This is a genomic window from Streptomyces sp. NPDC002537, assembly GCF_053594975.1.
In genome coordinates this window covers 18,290-34,413 of record NZ_JBSFWT010000078.1, presented here as the reverse complement: position 1 = coordinate 34,413, position 16,124 = coordinate 18,290, and the positions used below count along the sequence as shown (strand labels likewise).

General features: G+C 75.2%; 14 protein-coding genes and 1 pseudogene. 8 read left to right on the top strand and 7 right to left on the bottom strand.

Annotated features, from left to right (window positions below):
- From ACWD4A_RS27955 to ACWD4A_RS27930, 6 genes and pseudogenes are all read right to left on the bottom strand, one after another.
- Positions 1 to 1,724, bottom strand: a pseudogene (locus ACWD4A_RS27955) (hypothetical protein); the annotation flags it as partial.
- Positions 1,725 to 1,773: 49 nt separating this feature from the next.
- A complete protein-coding gene (locus tag ACWD4A_RS27950) occupies positions 1,774 to 2,691 on the bottom strand; it encodes a hypothetical protein (protein WP_451198138.1) in 918 nt (305 codons plus the stop codon).
- A 667-nt stretch (positions 2,692 to 3,358) separates the two neighbouring features.
- On the bottom strand, positions 3,359 to 4,900 hold the full coding sequence (locus ACWD4A_RS27945) for a hypothetical protein (RefSeq protein ID WP_451198137.1): 1,542 nt from the start codon (positions 4,898 to 4,900) through the stop codon (positions 3,359 to 3,361).
- Positions 4,901 to 4,966: 66 nt separating this feature from the next.
- Positions 4,967 to 5,611, bottom strand: coding sequence for a pyroglutamyl-peptidase I (gene pcp / locus ACWD4A_RS27940; protein WP_451198135.1), 645 nt, complete (start codon positions 5,609 to 5,611; stop codon positions 4,967 to 4,969).
- Between the two features lie 77 nt (positions 5,612 to 5,688).
- Positions 5,689 to 6,657, bottom strand: coding sequence for a DUF979 domain-containing protein (locus ACWD4A_RS27935; RefSeq protein ID WP_451198133.1), 969 nt, complete (start codon positions 6,655 to 6,657; stop codon positions 5,689 to 5,691).
- Positions 6,654 to 7,346: a DUF969 domain-containing protein gene (locus ACWD4A_RS27930; protein WP_451198132.1), complete on the bottom strand. Its 693-nt coding sequence runs from the start codon at positions 7,344 to 7,346 to the stop codon at positions 6,654 to 6,656. The genes ACWD4A_RS27935 and ACWD4A_RS27930 overlap by 4 nt, the downstream gene beginning before the upstream one ends.
- A 105-nt stretch (positions 7,347 to 7,451) precedes the next feature.
- Between ACWD4A_RS27930 and ACWD4A_RS27925 the strand changes: the two genes are divergently transcribed.
- From ACWD4A_RS27925 to ACWD4A_RS27910, 4 genes are read left to right on the top strand one after another with little or no spacing between them, the layout of a single operon-like run.
- A complete protein-coding gene (locus tag ACWD4A_RS27925; RefSeq protein ID WP_451198130.1) occupies positions 7,452 to 8,096 on the top strand; it encodes a GntR family transcriptional regulator in 645 nt (214 codons plus the stop codon).
- The gene (locus tag ACWD4A_RS27920; protein ID WP_451198129.1) at positions 8,093 to 8,914 is read left to right on the top strand and encodes a LamB/YcsF family protein; all 822 of its coding nucleotides are present in this window, start codon (positions 8,093 to 8,095) and stop codon (positions 8,912 to 8,914) included. The genes ACWD4A_RS27925 and ACWD4A_RS27920 overlap by 4 nt, the downstream gene beginning before the upstream one ends.
- Before the next feature lie 11 nt (positions 8,915 to 8,925).
- The gene (locus tag ACWD4A_RS27915) at positions 8,926 to 9,546 is read left to right on the top strand and encodes a 5-oxoprolinase subunit B family protein (RefSeq protein ID WP_451198142.1); all 621 of its coding nucleotides are present in this window, start codon (positions 8,926 to 8,928) and stop codon (positions 9,544 to 9,546) included.
- Positions 9,543 to 10,406: a 5-oxoprolinase subunit C family protein gene (locus ACWD4A_RS27910; protein ID WP_451198127.1), complete on the top strand. Its 864-nt coding sequence runs from the start codon at positions 9,543 to 9,545 to the stop codon at positions 10,404 to 10,406. The genes ACWD4A_RS27915 and ACWD4A_RS27910 overlap by 4 nt, the downstream gene beginning before the upstream one ends.
- An 82-nt stretch (positions 10,407 to 10,488) precedes the next feature.
- Here the strand turns inward: ACWD4A_RS27910 and ACWD4A_RS27905 are convergent, their stop codons facing one another.
- Complete coding sequence (locus ACWD4A_RS27905; protein WP_451198125.1) at positions 10,489 to 10,644, bottom strand: hypothetical protein; 156 nt, start codon at positions 10,642 to 10,644, stop codon at positions 10,489 to 10,491.
- 221 nt (positions 10,645 to 10,865) lie between these two features.
- On the opposite strand from ACWD4A_RS27905, the gene ACWD4A_RS27900 reads away from it, so the two are divergent.
- From ACWD4A_RS27900 to ACWD4A_RS27885, 4 genes are all read left to right on the top strand, one after another.
- Positions 10,866 to 11,324 (top strand): SPW repeat protein, encoded by a 459-nt coding sequence (locus ACWD4A_RS27900; protein WP_451198123.1) that lies wholly within the window; start codon positions 10,866 to 10,868, stop codon positions 11,322 to 11,324.
- Between the two features lie 260 nt (positions 11,325 to 11,584).
- Entirely contained in the window at positions 11,585 to 13,243 is a 1,659-nt protein-coding gene (gene mdlC, locus ACWD4A_RS27895) for a benzoylformate decarboxylase (protein WP_451198122.1), read from the top strand.
- A gap of 86 nt (positions 13,244 to 13,329) precedes the next feature.
- Positions 13,330 to 14,748 (top strand): cytochrome P450, encoded by a 1,419-nt coding sequence (locus tag ACWD4A_RS27890; protein WP_451198121.1) that lies wholly within the window; start codon positions 13,330 to 13,332, stop codon positions 14,746 to 14,748.
- Positions 14,745 to 16,094 carry a hypothetical protein gene (locus ACWD4A_RS27885; protein ID WP_451198119.1) on the top strand — a complete coding sequence of 450 codons (1,350 nt, stop codon included), beginning with the start codon at positions 14,745 to 14,747 and terminating at the stop codon, positions 16,092 to 16,094. Before ACWD4A_RS27890 ends, ACWD4A_RS27885 begins: the two co-directional genes overlap by 4 nt.
- The last annotated feature ends 30 nt before the right edge of the window (positions 16,095 to 16,124 follow it).

Below are 16,124 nucleotides of genomic sequence, written 5' to 3'. Positions count from 1 at the left end.
GACAGCTCGGCGCGGGACTCGGCGGCGGTCGCCTCCTTGGCCCGGTCCGCGGCCTGGCGGGCGGCCTCGCGCGCGGTCTCGTGGGCGGCGACGGCGGGCTTCTCGGCGTCGCTGGCGGCGAGCGCGGCGCGGGCGGGGTCGGCGTCGGGGGCGGAGTCGTCGAGCCATCCGGCGCGGACGGCCTCGGCGGTCTCCTGCTCGACCTCCGCCAGCCGCTGGCGGAGGTGGCCCGTCTCGCTGCGGGCGCGCTGTGCCTCGGTGGCGGCGGCGGTGGCGTCGCGGTGGGCGGCCTCGCCCACCTCCTGGAGGGCGGCGGACCGCTCCTCCTCCTCGTTGGCGACCCGCTCGCCTTCCTCGGCGGCGCTGTTGAGGGCCCGTACGAGCTCGGTGGCGGCCTGGGCGCGGGCGGCCAGGGCGGGGGCGGCGTCGCGTTCGGCCTCGCGGATGGCGGCGGCGACGCGCGCCGAGCGGTCGGCGGCGGCGCGGTGGCGCAGCACAGTCTCGGCAGCCTGCCACGCGGAGTGCAGCGTACGGGCGTCGTTGAGCTCGCGGCGCTGGGCGGCGGCGGCCTTCTCGGCGGCGGCGAGCGCCAGGGAGGCATGCCGGTAGGCGAGTTCGGCGGCGACCAGGGAGCGGCGGCCGCGCTCGGTCTCGGCGTCGGTGACGGCGTGCGCGGCGGTGGCGACCTGCTCCGCCAGTCCGGCGGTGCGGCCGCGCTCCTCGTGGCCGCGCGCGGACAGCCTGCGGACGAGGGCGCGCGTGCGGCGCTCGGCGGCCGTGTGCACGCCGCGTGCCTGGTCGCGCTTGACGGTGGACTCGGCGATGCGCGAGAGCAGGTCGAGGGAGCCCGCGGTGAAGTCCCGTTCGGCGGTGAGTTCGGCCCGGCGGCCGAGCTTGTGGGCGAAACCGTGCACCAGGTCGGCGAGGCCGTCGGTGTCCCGGGTGTCGGTGACGGCCCGCAGCAGCAGGTCGGTGAAGTCGGAGTCGTTCTTGACGGCGAAGAGGCCGGCGGCCTCGCCCTCGTCGGCGTTCATCTCGCGCTGGTAGCGGAAGAGTTCGGGGTCGAGGCCGAGCTCGCCGAGGTGCTCGTTCCAGCGCTCGTGGATCTCCTCCCAGACCACGTCCAGGTTCGGGTACGCCTTGCCGGCCTCGGTGAGGGCGTCCCGGAAGCCCTTCATCGTGCGGCGGCGGCCGCGGGCGCCGGAGGCGCCGTCGGCGGCGCGCAGGGCGGTGGACTCGGCGACGGGCAGCGAGTCGAGGCTGAGCCCGGGTCCCGGGCGGAACGAGTACCACGCCTCGGCGAACTTCCGCGGGTCGTTGGAGACCTGGCGGCCGCGCCACTCGCTGACCTTGCCGACGACGACGGACTCGCCGGTGAGGACGTGCTGCCACTCCAGGGCGACGTGCCCGCAGTCGTCGGCGAGGAGGAACTTGCGCAGCACGCCGGAGCTGGCGCCGCCCAGGGTGTTGCGGTGGCCGGGCAGCATGACCGAGAAGATCAGCTTGAGGAGGACGGACTTGCCGCCGCCGTTCTCCAGGAAGAGCACGCCCGCCGGGGCGGGGCGGCGGGGCGGCCCGGTCGGCTCGTCCTCGAAGAACTCCGCCTGCGCGGGCGCGGGGGAGGGCACGGGCGCGCCGACCCCCCGCAGGTCCAGCACGGTGTCGGCGTAGCGCGCACCGGCGGGCCCGATGGAGTAGAGGCGGACCCGGGACAGCTCGTACATGGCGGACTCTCGTTGTCGTGACGGGCGGTGGTCGTGACGGGCGGTGTGGTCAGGAGTTGTGCTCGAAGAACGGCAGGCCGGCGTCGGCGACCAGGTCGAGGGCGTCGGCGCCGTCCGGCGGCAGCAGGGTCGCGCTGCCGTCGCCGACGGGCACGACGCCCAGCTCCAGCAGCTCGGACATGGCCGCGGTGCCCGCCATGTCGCGGACCTGGAGCTGATAGCGGGCCGTGGTGCGGTACGCGCCGCCGGCGTCGTCGCCGGTGCGCTGCAGGAAACCGGAGTCGACGAGGAAGGCGACGGCCTTGGCGATGATGCCGGTGGTGGACCCGGCGAGGCGGCGGGCGTCCTTGGTGGCGCCGGTCGCGCTGCGGCGCGCGTAGACCCGCCAGGCGGCTTCGAGTCCGGGGGCGTCGCTGGTGGGGTCGGTGTTCTCGCCCTGCTCCGCGGCGCGCTCCTCCAGCCTGCGGCAGGCCTGGCGGACGAACGCGTCGACGCCGTTGACCGTGATGCGGCCGATGTAGCCGTCGTCGGCGAGGTCCTCGGGGCGGGGGAAGGCCATGGCGGCGACGGCGAGATGGGCGAGGCCGTGCAGGAAGCGGTCCGCGGAGTCGACGGCCGTGCGGCGGGCGTAGTCGCCCATCCGGACGGCGAAGACGGAGTCCTCGGCGGCGGCGACGGCCATCCCGGCGCGGGTGGACACCTCCAGCACGACGAGCCCGAGCCCGGCGGCGACGGCGTCCACGAGGCGCGCGAAGGCGGGGTCGTCGCGGTGGCGGCGCAGCAGCTCGGCGTACTCGGCGTCGCGGGCGGGCTGGAGCTTGGGCTGGAGCCCGAAGGCCACCAGCCGGGCCGCGTCCGCGGCGTCGGCCGGGGTGACGGCCGGGGTGCCCCCGCTCCCCTGCGCTTCCGGCTCGCCGCCGGGTACGGGCTCCGGCTGCGCCGGGTCGTCGATGTCGTACTCGGTCACGGTTGCTGCTCCTGTGAGTGCTGCTGCGAGTTGACGGCCGGCCCGGCACCGGACGGCACCGCCGGGGAGCTCCCCCGTCCGGTACCGGAGGACCGGGATACGGCACGGAACGCCCGACGGCGGGTTCCGGCACCGCCGGGGCGACGGCGGACGACGCTCCCGCCCCCAGCGGCCCCGAACCGCTCACGAACGGGCAACGCACCGCCCGACCGAAGCGGAACGCCGACGACCGGAACGGCGGTGGACGGCTCCGCCGGAGCACTCCCCCGTCCGGTACCGAAGGACCCCGATACGGCACGGAACGCCTGACGGCGAAGCCAGGCAGCGCCGAAGGCACTCCCGCCCCCGGCGACCCCGGGCCACTCGTGAACGGGCAGCGCACCACCCGACCGAAGCGGAACGCCGACGACCGGGACGGCACCGGACGGCACCGCCGGAGTGCTCCGGCGCCATGGCGGGACGGTGCGCGCTGTGGACGGGGGACGGCCCACGGCGGCAGCCTTGCCCCGGCCCCGACGCGACGCGCAGCCGCTCGCAGCCGGTCCGGCGGTACTTCCCCGCCACAGCGGGACGCTGCCGTCGGCACACCGGCGCACGGTGGACGGGGGACGGCCCACCGTGGCGGCCCGACCCGGGCGGTCCGGCCCGCGCGGCGTCATGAACCCACTCATGACGCCGCTTCGCGATCCGCGGCCATGCCCGCCGCGTCGAGGAGGGCCGTGCCGACGATGAGGTCCGCGCCGCCGAACTCCGGGTCGTCCAGCTCCGTGCCGTCGTCGACGGCGAAGAGGAGGGACTGCTCGCCCTGGCGGTAGGCCGTGCCGACCGCGGGGCTCGCGGCGTGGACGGCCAGGAGGGCGACGAGGTAGGGGAGTTCGGGGTCGCGGCGGCGCGCGTCGGCGAGGAGCCCGGAGAGGCGGCGGGGCGCGTCGGCCGGCAGGTCGAGCAGTTCCATGGCGCTCGCGAGCTGCGCCTCGCTGAAGCGGCTGTCGTCGGGCGTGGTGATGAGGTCGGGCTCGGGCATCTCCGCGCCGAGGTGCTCCCGCTCGGCGGGCGGGGTGAGCAGCATCTCGACCAGGTCGCCGACGCGGACGGAGACGGGGGTGCGCAGGCCCGTGCCCTTGGCGAAGAACGCGTCCGTCACCCGCGCGGCGTCCTCGACGGGCAGCGGCAGCAGCGGGGCGAGGAGCTGGCCGTAGAGGTCGAGCCCGGAGCGGGCGATGCCGGGCGCGAAGGCCTGCCGGTCCTGCTCGGCGCGGAAGAGGGGGCCCGCTTCCAGCAGCCGGGACTGGAGCTGGGTGTGGCGGCGGATGCAGTCCTTGACGATGTCGACGAGCTCGGCGGCGCGCCGCTTGTGCTCGGCCGTTTTGGGATCGCTGCCGGTCTCCGCCTCGTCGCGCGCCTTGCGGATGTTGGTGAGGATCGCGTTCTCGTGGCGGTAGCGGTCGGCGACGTGGTCGAGCGCCTCGGCGATCATGTCGGGGACGGTGCGCAGCCAGTCGACGGCGCGGACGTTGCGCCGGGTGGCGTCGAGGGTCTTGCGGAGGGTCTCCGCGTACTGCACGGTGCGGTAGCGGGCCTGCTCGGCGGCGAGCTGGGCGTCGGCGAGGCGGCCCCGGCTGATGAGGACCTCCAGCTTCACCTCGGCGGCGATCTGGGCGCTGGTGACGTCGGTGTCGAGGGCGCCGACGAGGACGTTGACCGCTTCGTCGGTGGTGCGCAGGAAGACCGTGCCGCCGTGGCCGGGGACCTCTTCGAGGAGTTTGAAGTCGTAGTCGCGGCGGACGTAGGCGCCGTCGGGGCCGAAGGTGCCGTAGACGGCGCGGAAGCCCCGGTCGACGCTGCCGACGTTGATGAGGTTCTCCAGGACCCAGCGGGCGACGCGCTCGTGCTCGCTCGCGGGGCGCTCCGGTGCCTGCGCGGCGACGCGCGGCAGCAGCCGGGACACTATCTGCTCGTGGTCGGCCCCGGTGTCGAAGTCCATGTTGAGCGTGACGAGGTCGATGGCGGCGAGCGCCACCTCGGCCATGGCGTAGCCGCCGTACTCCCCCGCGAGGTTGGCCTTGCGCGCGTCGAGGTCGTGCAGGGGCGCGGTGCAGGCGAGCGCGCGGAGCCTGCGGGCCAGGCCCTCGTCGGCGGCCGGGCCCGGGGCTGGCCGCGAGGGCCCGTTGAGCTGGGACGGAGCTGCCGCCGGGGCTGGAGAAGTCACGTCGCACAGAGTAGGCGGTCCCACCGACAACGGACGAAACGGCACGGGCGAAATGCCCGTCACGTCCTAGTGTGTGGTGCCGCCGACGGCGTGGATGTCGGTGGTGCGCCCGGCCGCGGTGACCGCGATCACACGCAGCGCGTCGGCGACGGCGGCCACGGGGAGTGACGGCAGGGCCCGGTCGGTGACCTGTTCCGGCGCGTACGGTACGTGCACGAACCCGCCGCGCAGGCCGGGGCGTTCGGTCGCGGCGAGGTGCATCAGCCCGTAGAACACGTGGTTGCAGACGAAGGTGCCCGCGGTGTGGGAGAGGGAGGCGGGCAGGCCCGCTTCGCGCACGGCGGCGACGCACGCCTTGACGGGGAGGGTGGCGAAGTAGGCGGCCGGGCCGCCGGGGACGACCGGTGCGTCGACGGGCCGGGCGCCCGAATTGTCGGGGATGCGGGCGTCGTCGAGGTTGACGGCGACGCGTTCGACGGTGATGTCGGGGCGGCCGCCCGCCTGTCCGACGCAGAGGACGATGTCGGGTCCGGTCTCCTCGACGGCGGCGCGCAGGGCGCCGAGTGCGTCGCCGAAGACGCAGGGCAGCCGGACGGCGCTCAGGTCGATGCCCTCGGGCGGCCGCGCCACGGCCGCCTTGACGGCCTCCCAGGACGGGTTGACGGCCTCTCCGTCGAAGGGTTCGAATCCGGTCAGCAGTACTCGGGTCATGCGCGGCTCCCCCGCTCGAAGCTGCTCGAAGCTGCTCGAAAATCTCAGTGGATCGTTCAGAAGACGGATGAGGTCGGTCAGAAGGCGAACAGTGCCATGATCACCACATTGCAGCCGAGCAGGGCGACGGCGGTGGGCAGTTGGGCCTTGATGGGCCCGTACTGGTCCTTGAGCTCCAGCAGCGCGGCGGGGACGACGTTGTAGTTGGCGGCCATGGGAGTCACCAGGGTGCCGCAGAATCCGGCCAGCATGCCGATGGCGAGGACGGCGGGCGCACTGCCGTGCTCCTGCACCACGAGGACCGGCCAGCCGACCGCGGCGGTCATCACGGGGAAGGCGGCGAAGCCGTTGCCCATGACGACGGTGAAGAGGAACATGCCGACGCAGTAGACGACGACCGCGAGGTAGAGGGAGTGGTCCGGGAGCACCCAGGTGGTGATCCTGCGGACCTGGTCGCCGACGCCGGAGACGGAGAAGATCGTGCCCAGGGTGGCGAGCAGCTGGGGCAGCAGCATCGCCCAGCCCATCGTCTCCAGCATCGAGCGCCCGGCATGCAGCGGGGTGGAGAGGTTCCGCTCGCGCAGCAGCACCATGCCGACGACGAGGGCGACGACGGCGCCGATGCCGAGCCCGAGGATGGTCTCGCTGCCCTTCTGGAGGACGGGTCCGCCGCCCACGGAGAGCTTCTTGACGCCCACCGCGCAGATCAGGGCGACCACGGGAATCGTGAGCGCGGGCACGAAGAGCTTGTTGCCGAGGCGCCGGGCGCTCTCCGCCCGTTGCTCCGGGGTGGCCGTACGCGCCGCGCCGCGGCCGGTGAAGCCGAATCCGGCGAGGCCGATCATGACGAGGGCGGCGACGCCCAGGGGTTCGGCGGGCGCGGACCTGTCGGCGACCCAGGTGCCGTAGCAGAAGCCGAGCCCGAGCAGCCCCCAGAAAGCGGCGGTGCCATGGCGCTTGGGGTTGGTGCGGTCGGTGAGCATCTGGGCGGCCATCAGCAGGAAGATGGCGCCGACCAGCCAGTAGAACCACTCCGCCTTGATCACTTGACGGCCCCCTCGGGCTTGCGGGCCACCGTGTGCGGCAGCGTGCGGTCCAGGCGCAGCAGCCGCCAGCCGTGGACGGCGAGGGCGCACAGGGCGGTGGGGATCGCCCACAGCGCGAGGTCGAGCGGTTCGAGGTGGGTGTGGTACGTGGAGTTGACGAAGCCGGTGATCAGCAGGATGGAGCCGACGGCGAGGAAGACGTCCTCGCCGAAGAACAGCCCGACGTTGTCGGCGCTGGCGGCGAAGGAGCGCAGCTTCTCGCGGACCTTGTCGGGCAGCGGCCCGTGGAGGCGTTCCGCGGCGCCTTCGGCCATGGGGGCGGCCAGTGGGCGGACGGTCTGGGCGTGCCCGAAGACGCTGTTGAGCCCGAGGGCCGCGGTGAGCTGCCGCAGCAGGAGGTAGAGGGCGAGGAAGCGGCCGGCGGTGAGGGCGCCGAAGCGGGATATCAGCCGCCGGGCCTGTTCCTGGAGTCCGTAGCGCTCCAGGAGGCCGATGACCGGGAGGGTGATCACGAAGATCGTCACCGAGCGGCTGGAGGCGAAGCCCTCGCCGAAGGCGGCGAGGACGCGCTGCGGCGACAGACCGCCGAGGAGGCCGGTGAGAACGCCGGCGCCGCCGACCACCAGCAGGGGATTGCGTCTCGTGGCGAAGCCGAGCACGACCACGAGGACGCCCAGGAGAACGATCACGCGCCCTGCCTTCCGGGGACCCGGACCCCACACGATCGGGTGGGGTGACTGGCGAGGAGGCTAAGATATTGTTCAACAATCCTCAAGAGGCTTGTGGGAGATGCCTTGGCACTGTCCACCGCCCAGCGCGCGGCCGACGCGCTCCGGGACCGCATCGAGGCCGGCGGCCTGCCGCCCGGGACCCAACTGTCGGAGGAGGCCCTGGGCCGCGAGCTCGGGGTCTCGCGGAACACCCTGCGCGAGGCGTTCCGGCTGCTCGTCCACGAGAGCCTGGTCGTGCACCGGCTCAACCGCGGCGTCTTCGTCCGGGTCCTGGAACCCGCCGACGTCACGGACATCTACCGGGTGCGGGCGGCCCTGGAGTCCGCGGGCGTACGGGCCGCCGCCACCGCCCCGCCGCCCCTGCGCGCCGCCGTCGGCGAGGCCGTCGGCCGGGCCGAACGGGCCGCGGCCGAGGGCGACTGGCAGACGGTGGGCTCGGCCGACATCGGCTTCCACCGGGCGCTCGCCGCGCTGAGCCGCAGCGCCCGCATCGACTCCGCCATGGACCGGCTGCTGGCCGAACTGCGCCTGGCCTTCCACTCGATGCCCTCGCCGCGCCGCTTCCACGAGCCGTTCCTGGCGCGCAACCGCGTGCTCGCGACGCTGCTCGACGACGGCGAGTACGGCCGCGCGGAGGCCGAGTTGACCACCTATCTGGATGACGCACGGGAGCTCATCCTCGACGCGATGCGGGAGGCCGTCTCATGACCGGAGAGACCACGGGGACCGGACCGGACGCCCCTGACACCCCGGACGGCACCGGCACCCGCCCCGTCCTCGATCTCAACGCCGACCTCGGCGAGGGCTTCGGCCGCTGGGAACTGACCGACGACGACGCCCTGTTGTCGGTCGTCACCAGCGCCAACGTCGCCTGCGGCTTCCACGCGGGCGACCCGTCGACCATGCGCCGGGTGTGCGAGCGCGCCGCCGAGCGCGGCGTGCGCATCGGCGCCCAGGTCTCGTACCGCGATCTCGCCGGCTTCGGGCGGCGGGCCATGGACGTGCCCCCGGACGAGCTCGCCGACGAGATCACCTATCAGATCGGCGCGCTGCGCGCCTTCGCACGGGCGGCCGGGTCGGACGTCACCTATGTGAAGCCGCACGGCGCGCTCTACAACCGCACGGTCACCGACGCCGAGCAGGCCGCGGCCGTCGTCTCCGGCGTGCTGCGCGCGGGCGGCGCGCTGCCCGTCCTCGGGCTGCCCGGCTCGCAACTGCACGAGGCCGCCGGACGGGCCGGGCTGCCGGTGGTCGCCGAGGCGTTCGCGGACCGCGCGTACACCGCCGCCGGAGCCCTCGTCCCCCGCCGGACGCCCGGGGCCGTGGTCCTCGACCCCGAGGCCGTCGTGGCCCGGTCGGTCCGGCTGGCCCGCACGTCCGCCGTCACCGCCCTGACCGGCGAGGAGGTGCCCGTACGGGCCCGCTCGCTGTGCCTGCACGGCGACACCCCCGGTGCCTTCGAACTCGCCCGCCGGGTGCGCGCCGCCCTGGAGGAGGCCGGTGTCCGGGTGGTGGCCTTCGCGTGAGCGCGTCCGCAGTGGAACTGCGCGCCCTGCCCGTCGGGCGGCACGCGCTGCTCGTCGAGGTCGCCACCGGCGAGGGCGCCCAGGCGCTCCACGCCGATCTGCTGCGCCGCCGCGCCGCGGGCACCCTGCCGCCCGTACGGGAGATCGTCCCGGCGGCCCGCACCGTCCTGCTGGACGGCCTCGCCGAGCCGCGCGCCCTCGCCGCCGAACTCGCGGGCTGGACCGTGCCGCCGCTCACGGCCGCCGACGGCGAACCCGTCGTCCTGCCGGTCCGCTACGACGGCGCCGACCTCGCCGAGGTCGCGGCCCTGTGGGGGGTGGCGGAGGACGAGGTGGCGGGCATCCACTCCGGCCTCGAATTCCGGGTGGCGTTCTGCGGCTTCGCGCCCGGCTTCGGCTACATGACCGGGCTGCCGGAGCGGCTGCACGTGCCGCGCCGGGCGACGCCGCGCACCGCCGTCCCCGTCGGAGCGGTCGGCCTGGCGGGCCCGTACACCGGCGTCTACCCGCGCTCCTCCCCCGGCGGCTGGCAGCTCATCGGCCGTACGGACACGGTCCTGTGGGACACCGGGCGGACACCGGCGGCGCTGCTCTCCCCCGGCACACGGGTGCGCTTCGAGGTGGTCGCGTGAACGCCCTGACCGTCGTCCGCGCCGGGGCGCTGACCACCGTCCAGGACCTCGGGCGCCCCGGTCACGCGCACCTCGGAGTGGGGCGCTCCGGCGCCCTCGACGAGCCCGCGCACCGGCTCGCCGACCGCCTCGTCGGCAATCCCGCGGAGTGCGCCACCCTGGAGACCACCGTCAACGGCTGTGCCGTACGGCCCGACCGGGCGGTGACCGTGGCCGTGACGGGCACGCCCTGCCCGGTGCGGGTCGACGGCCGCCCGGTGGCGTGGGGCGCGCCGGTCCGGGTGCCCGCGGGGGCCGTGCTGGACGTCGGCGCCGCCGTCGGCGGGCTGCGCGCCTATGTGGCCTTCGGCGGTGGCGTCGCGGTGCCGCCCGTGCTCGGCAGCCGCTCCCGGGACCTGCTGTCGGGCCTGGGTCCGGAGCCGCTCGCCGACGGGGCCGTGCTGCCCCTGGGGGCGCCCTGCGGGCCGCCCTGCGGCGCGGACGCGGTGCCGTGGGCCGGGCCGCCCGTCGACGGCCTGGTGCTGCCGGTGGTCCTCGGGCCGCGCGACGACTGGTTCGCCCCCGACGCGCCGCGCGCGCTGGCCGCGGGCGGCTACCGGGTGTCGCCTGCGAGCAACCGCATCGGCCTGCGGACGGAGGGGCCGCCCCTGACGCGCGTCGGGAAGGGCGAACTCCCCAGCGAGGGAATGGTCCTCGGGGCCGTCCAGGTCCCGCCGGACGGGCGGCCGGTCGTCTTCCTCGCCGACCACCCCACGACCGGCGGCTACCCCGTCATCGGCGTGGTCCCCGGGCCGTCGCTGGCGGCCGCCGCGCAGGCGGTGCCGGGCACTCCGGTGCGCTTCGTGCCCGTACGGGCGTGAGGCGCACCGGAGGTTCCGCCGGGCCGTCGTCGAGGGCCGGATCAGCCGCCGCGGACGCTGTCGGTCGCCGCCGCGGACGCCGTCAGTCGATGCCGCGGATGATGTGCGACTCCGCGTCGGCCTCCTCGGCGGTGGTGTCGGCGCTCTCGCGCGGCGCGGCCCCGCGGACCGCCGCGCCCTCCTCCGGACCCTCGCCCCGACCGGGCACGCGGTCGCCCTGCGTCTTCAGCTGTTCCACGACGGCTTCCTTTCGCATGCTGTTCCCCTGGTCCCCCGAGGGCGCCGCCGGATCGCGCGTCCGGAAAGCGATGCCCGGGTTTCCCCAGCGTGACCTCTCGAAACAGAAGCCACCACATCGGATATAGCCAGATATCAACTACCTCCAGCCGGGTGGCAAAAGGGCGCATCGAGGATAAAATGCAGGCAGGTCCGACTTGACACTGAAAGAAGGTGGCTGACGTGACCGCCCCTACGTCGCCCCGGATCGAGACGCACCCGGACATCGTGGCGCTCCGCGCCCACTCCGAAGAGACGACCAGCACCCCCACGGCCCAGGGCGTCGAGGCCCTCGCCCTCATGTGCGGCGTTTATCTGGCCGCCTCCCCGTGGATCGTCGGCTTCAGCGGTTCGACGACCCTCGCCGTCAACAACCTCATCACCGGCATCGCCTTCGCCTGCCTCGTCGGGGGCTTCGGGCACGCCTACGAGCGTACGCACTCCATGAGTTGGGCCGGGCTCTGCATCGCCGCCTGGACGATCGTCTCGCCCTGGGTCGTGTCCGGCCACCCGTTCGGCACGCACGCCCTCGTCAGCAACGTCATCGTCGGAGCGGTGGCCCTGCTGACCGCGCTGGCCCTGGCGGGCCTGGGTGTGTCGCGAGCGGACACCGCACGGCCGCGCCTGCGGGTGCGACGCTGAGCAGTGGGGCGGAAGCGCCGGGTGAGCACGCCGTGTGCTGCCCGCCCCCTCCGCTCTCGGTGTCCGAAGAGGACCGGGCCGGTTTTTCGTCGGCTCCCGTCGTTCACAGGCCCCGTCACCCGCGTGTCGCGGGGGCGGGGCCCTCGTTCACCCCTGGGAATGAAAACCCGGCCGATTTTCGGAATTGATGACTCTGCCGGACGGGAACGGGCAATGCTCCCCTCTCCCTGACCTCACTCCTACCTCAAGAGGTGCGAGCCATGACGACCGTGCGAGCGGCTGTGTTCGAGCTGTTGCGGGCCCGTGGCGTGACCACCGTGTTCGGCAACCCGGGCTCCACGGAACTCCCCTTCCTCCAGGAGTTCCCGGCCGACTTCCGGTACGTGCTCGGGCTGCAGGAGGCCGCGGTCGTCGGCATGGCCGACGGCTTCGCGCAGGCGACGGGGACCACGGCGCTCGTCAGCCTCCACACGGCACCGGGCGTCGGCAACGCCATGGGGGCCGTCGTCAACGCCGCCGCCAACCACACCCCCATGGTGGTGACCGCCGGGCAGCAGGTGCGCCCCATGATGACCCTGGAAGCGCTGCTCACCGACGTGGACGCCACCGTCCTCCCCCGGCCCGCCGTGAAATGGGCCTACGAGCCGCCGCGCGCCCAGGATGTGCCGGCGGCACTGGCCCGCGCGTTCCACATGGCCGAAACCGCACCCCGGGGGCCGGTGTTCGTCTCCCTGCCCATGGACGATCTCGACATCGAGCTCGACGAGGCGGAGGCGGCGGCCGCCCGGCGGCTCGCGCGACGCCGGGTCACCGACGCGACCTCGGCGGACGGCCCGGCGGTCGGGGCGCTCGCCCGGCGGCTCGACGCCGCCGTCAACCCCGTGCTGGTGACCGGCGGTTCGATCGACGCCGAGGGCGCCTGGGAGGCGGCCGTGCGGCTCGCCGAGCGCCTGGGCCTGCCGGTGTGGGCCTCGCCCGTCGAGGGGCGCGTGGGCTTCCCGGAGGACCACCCGCTCTACCGGGGCGTGCTGCCCCCGGCCATGGCACCCCTGGCGAAGACCCTGGAGGGGCACGACCTGGTGCTGGTGGTGGGGGCGCCCGTGTTCCGCTACTACCCGTACGTGCCCGGCCCGGTGCTGCCCGACGGGGCCGAACTGGTGCTGCTCACCAGCGACCCCGGCGAGGCGGCGCGCGCCCCCGTGGGCGACGCCCTCGTCGCGGGCCTGCGGCCCACGCTGGAGCGGCTCACCGAGCTCGTGGCCATGGGGGTCCCCCCTGCTCCGGCGCGGCCGAGAGCCCGGGGGAGCGAGGAGGAGGCCCCGGAGGAGACCCCGGTGACACCGCACCGGCCGGAGCCGGGCTCCGGCCCCCTGGCCCCCCTTACCGCGGCCTCCGCGCTGGCCGCCGTCGCGAGCGCCGCGCCGTCGCGGACCCTGTGGGTCAACGAACCGCCGTCCGCCATCCCGGCGTTCCGCGAGGCCGTCCGGATCGACCGGCCCGGTTCCTTCCTGAGCACCACCGGCGGCGGGCTGGGCTTCGGCCTGGCCGCGGCCGTGGGCGCGCAGCTCGGGCAGCCGGAGCGGCCGGTGGTGTCGGTGCTCGGGGACGGCTCCGCGCAGTACGCGATCACCGCGCTGTGGACCGCGGCCCGCCACCGGGCGCCCGTCACCTTCGTGGTCCTCGCCAACCAGGAGTACGCGATCCTCAAATGGTTCGGGGAACTGGAGCACACGCCCGGCGTACCCGGCCTGGACCTCCCCGGGATCGACCTCTGCGCGATCGCCCGCGGCTACGGCGTGACCGCCCACCGCGCCACGGACGCCGGCCACCTCGCCGAACTGCTCGCCGCGGCCACGGCCGCCCAGGACGGACCCGTCCTGATCGAGGTGCCGGTCACCGCCGGGCCGCCGACTCTCTGACGAAATTCCCGCCGCACCCGACTGCCGCCCCGCGCCCCGCGGGGCGGCAGGACGAGCGGCTGCTCACCCCCGGGGAAGGTCCTCGCATGATCCACCTGTACGGCACCACCGACGTCGGCACCGAGCGCGGCACGGCACTGCCCGCGGCCTCCGCGGGCGAGAACCTGCGGCTCGCCCTCGTCCACTTCCTCCCTGACCACCTCAAGGGCGTCTTCCGGACCCGGCCCCGGGTCGCGGCGCTCGTCGCCCGGCTGGACGCGGCGCGGCACGGCCCGGAGACGATGCGCCGGATGCGCCGCCGCCACGGCCGCGGCCCGGTCCTGGTGCGCGGCGCCTCCGGGCCGACCCTGCTCGTCCTGGACGCCGCCGACGCGCGCCAGGTGCTGGCCGGGCCGGTGGACGTGTACGCGGTCGACACCCGGGAGAAGGTGGCGGGCTTCGCGGAGGTGCAGCCCGACGCGCTGATCGCCTCGCACGGCGGGCAGCGGACGGTCCGCCGGGCCTTCAACGACTCGGTGCTGGACGCGGGTTGTCCCGTGCACCGGCTCGCCGACCGGTTCCTGCGCGTCGTCGGGGAGGAGGGCGCGGCCCTGCTCGGCCCGCGGGCGGTGGCCGGGCTGGACGCGGACGCGATCCGGGAGCGCTTCGAACGGGCGGGGCGGCGCTGCTTCCTGGGCGAGGCCGCGGCGGACGACGTGGAGTTCTCGCGGCTGACGGACGAACTGCTCGCCGAGGCCAACTGGATGGGAGCCCGGCGCTGGCGCGCGGGCGCCGTCCGCCGGGCCAGACGGCGCATGATGCAGCGCCAGGCCCGCTATCTGGCCGAGGCCGACCCGCGGAGCCTGACCGGGCTGTTCACCGCCGCGCCCAGAGGGCCCGAGACGGCGCCCGAGGCCCAGCTCACCCACTGGTTCATGGCGCTGGCGGCGGTGCAGGCGGCGGCCGTGCAGGCGCTGGCCCTGCTCGCCACGCACCCGCACCACCACGAGCGGGCGGTGGCCGAGCTCAGGGCCGCCGACCGCAAGCACGGCGCCCGCACGGTCGCCGGCTTCTGCGACATGCCGTACGTGCGCGCCTGCGTCCAGGACGCGGTGCGGCTGTGGCCGCCGGTGGCCGGGCTGACGCGGCGGACGACCGGGGAGACGTCCTGGCGGGGCGCGGTGGCGCCGGGCGGTGTCAACGTCCTGGTGCCCGCGGACTTCCACGCGCGCGACGGCGAACGGCTCGACTACGCCCACCGGTTCGCGCCGGAGAAATGGCTCGACGGCACGGCGGAGGGCGACTGGGCGGTCAGCCCGTTCGGCCGGGGCGCGGCCCAGTGCAGCGGCATGGAGCTGGGACTCCAGCTGGCCACGGGATTCGTCGCGGAGCTCCTGCGTGGGGGCGAACTGGCAGTGTCGGGCGTCCGGTTGAGCCCCGACCGCCCACTGCCGTACACCTTCGACGCGACGCGGCTGCGCATCGGCGTCCGCGCCACCGGCCACCCGCTGACGGAGGACGCATGACACACGAGAACGACACCGCTTCCCTCGCCGCCGTCGCCAGGACGCTCAGCGAGGCCGCCAGGGCCATGCGGGAGGCCGGGCGGGTCGTGACCGCCGTCGCCACCGATCCCGCGCTGCTCGGCTCCGTGGCCCGGTCGCCGCGCCGCGGCACGCACGCCGTGCACTCCCTGGCCCGTGCCCTCGTCGACTCCGCCGGTCTCGGCTACGCGCCCGACGGCGGGCGCGTGGGCGGCGCCGCCCGGCTGGGCGGCGTCCTGGCCCGCCGCCGCAGCCTGGCCCTGGACGTGGCGGTGGCCGCGCTCAAGCTGCGCATCCGGCTGTGCGCCGTACGGCACCCGGAGTTCGTCGACGAGGGCCCGGTGCGGCGACTGCTGATCGCGGTCGCCGCCGACCGGCAGGCCCTGGCGCTGCGCATCCTCCGGCAGCACGTCCGGCCGCAGGGCGCCCAGCGGGTGCTGGCCGCGCTCGCGCCCGCCCTCGTCGAAGTACTGGCGTGGAACGCGCTCGTGGACGAGAACCCGTTCAACGACGAGGCCGCCTGGTGCATCGTCACGGGCACGCCCACGGACGGCGACCCGCTGCTCGGCATCCGCGCCGCCGCGCGGCCCCGCGGGCAGCGGGGCGCGGGGCGGGCCGTGGCCGAACCGCCGGACGCCGAGTTCCTCGCGGGCCTGGAGCACGACGGCGGCATCAGCGGCCATCTGCGGAACCTGGCCGCCCTCGGCGACGGCGGCCGGACCCTCGTCCAGCGGATCGTCGGCCCGGACGGCCTCACCCGCTATCTGGTGCTGCTGCCCGGCATGGGCTTCGGCCTCACCCGCAACCCCACCCCGCAGGACCTGGTCGGGGCGGTCACCGCGGTGGGCCGCGCCGACTCGCCGTACGCCCGCGCCGTACGGAAGTCCCTCGCCCTGGGCGTGCCGGACGGCGCGGAGATCGCGCTGATCGGGCACGGCCAGGGCGGTGTCGCGGCCATGAGCCTGGCCGAACTCCCCCAGGTCACCGAGCGGTGGCGGCTGACGCATGTGGTCGCCGTCGGCGCGCCGGTCGGCTTCAAGCGCCCGCGCGACCCCCGGACGAGGGTCGTGAGCATCGTCGACGAGCAGGACGTGCTGCCCGGACTGGAGGGCCGCGGCCCGGTGCCGGTCCTCCCGCTGCCCGCCGACTGGCTGGAGATCACCTGGGCGGATCCCGCGCACGACGTCCCCCGGTGCCATGGCGCCGACGCGTACGCGCAGGGCCTCGACAAGGTGGTCCCGGAGGCACGGGACCGCGTGGACGAACTGCTCGCGCCGTACCGGGGCCGGGTCGAGGAGACCGTCGTCCACCGGCTGTACGACCGCTGACCGCACCGCCCCGAACCCCCTCATGGAGAA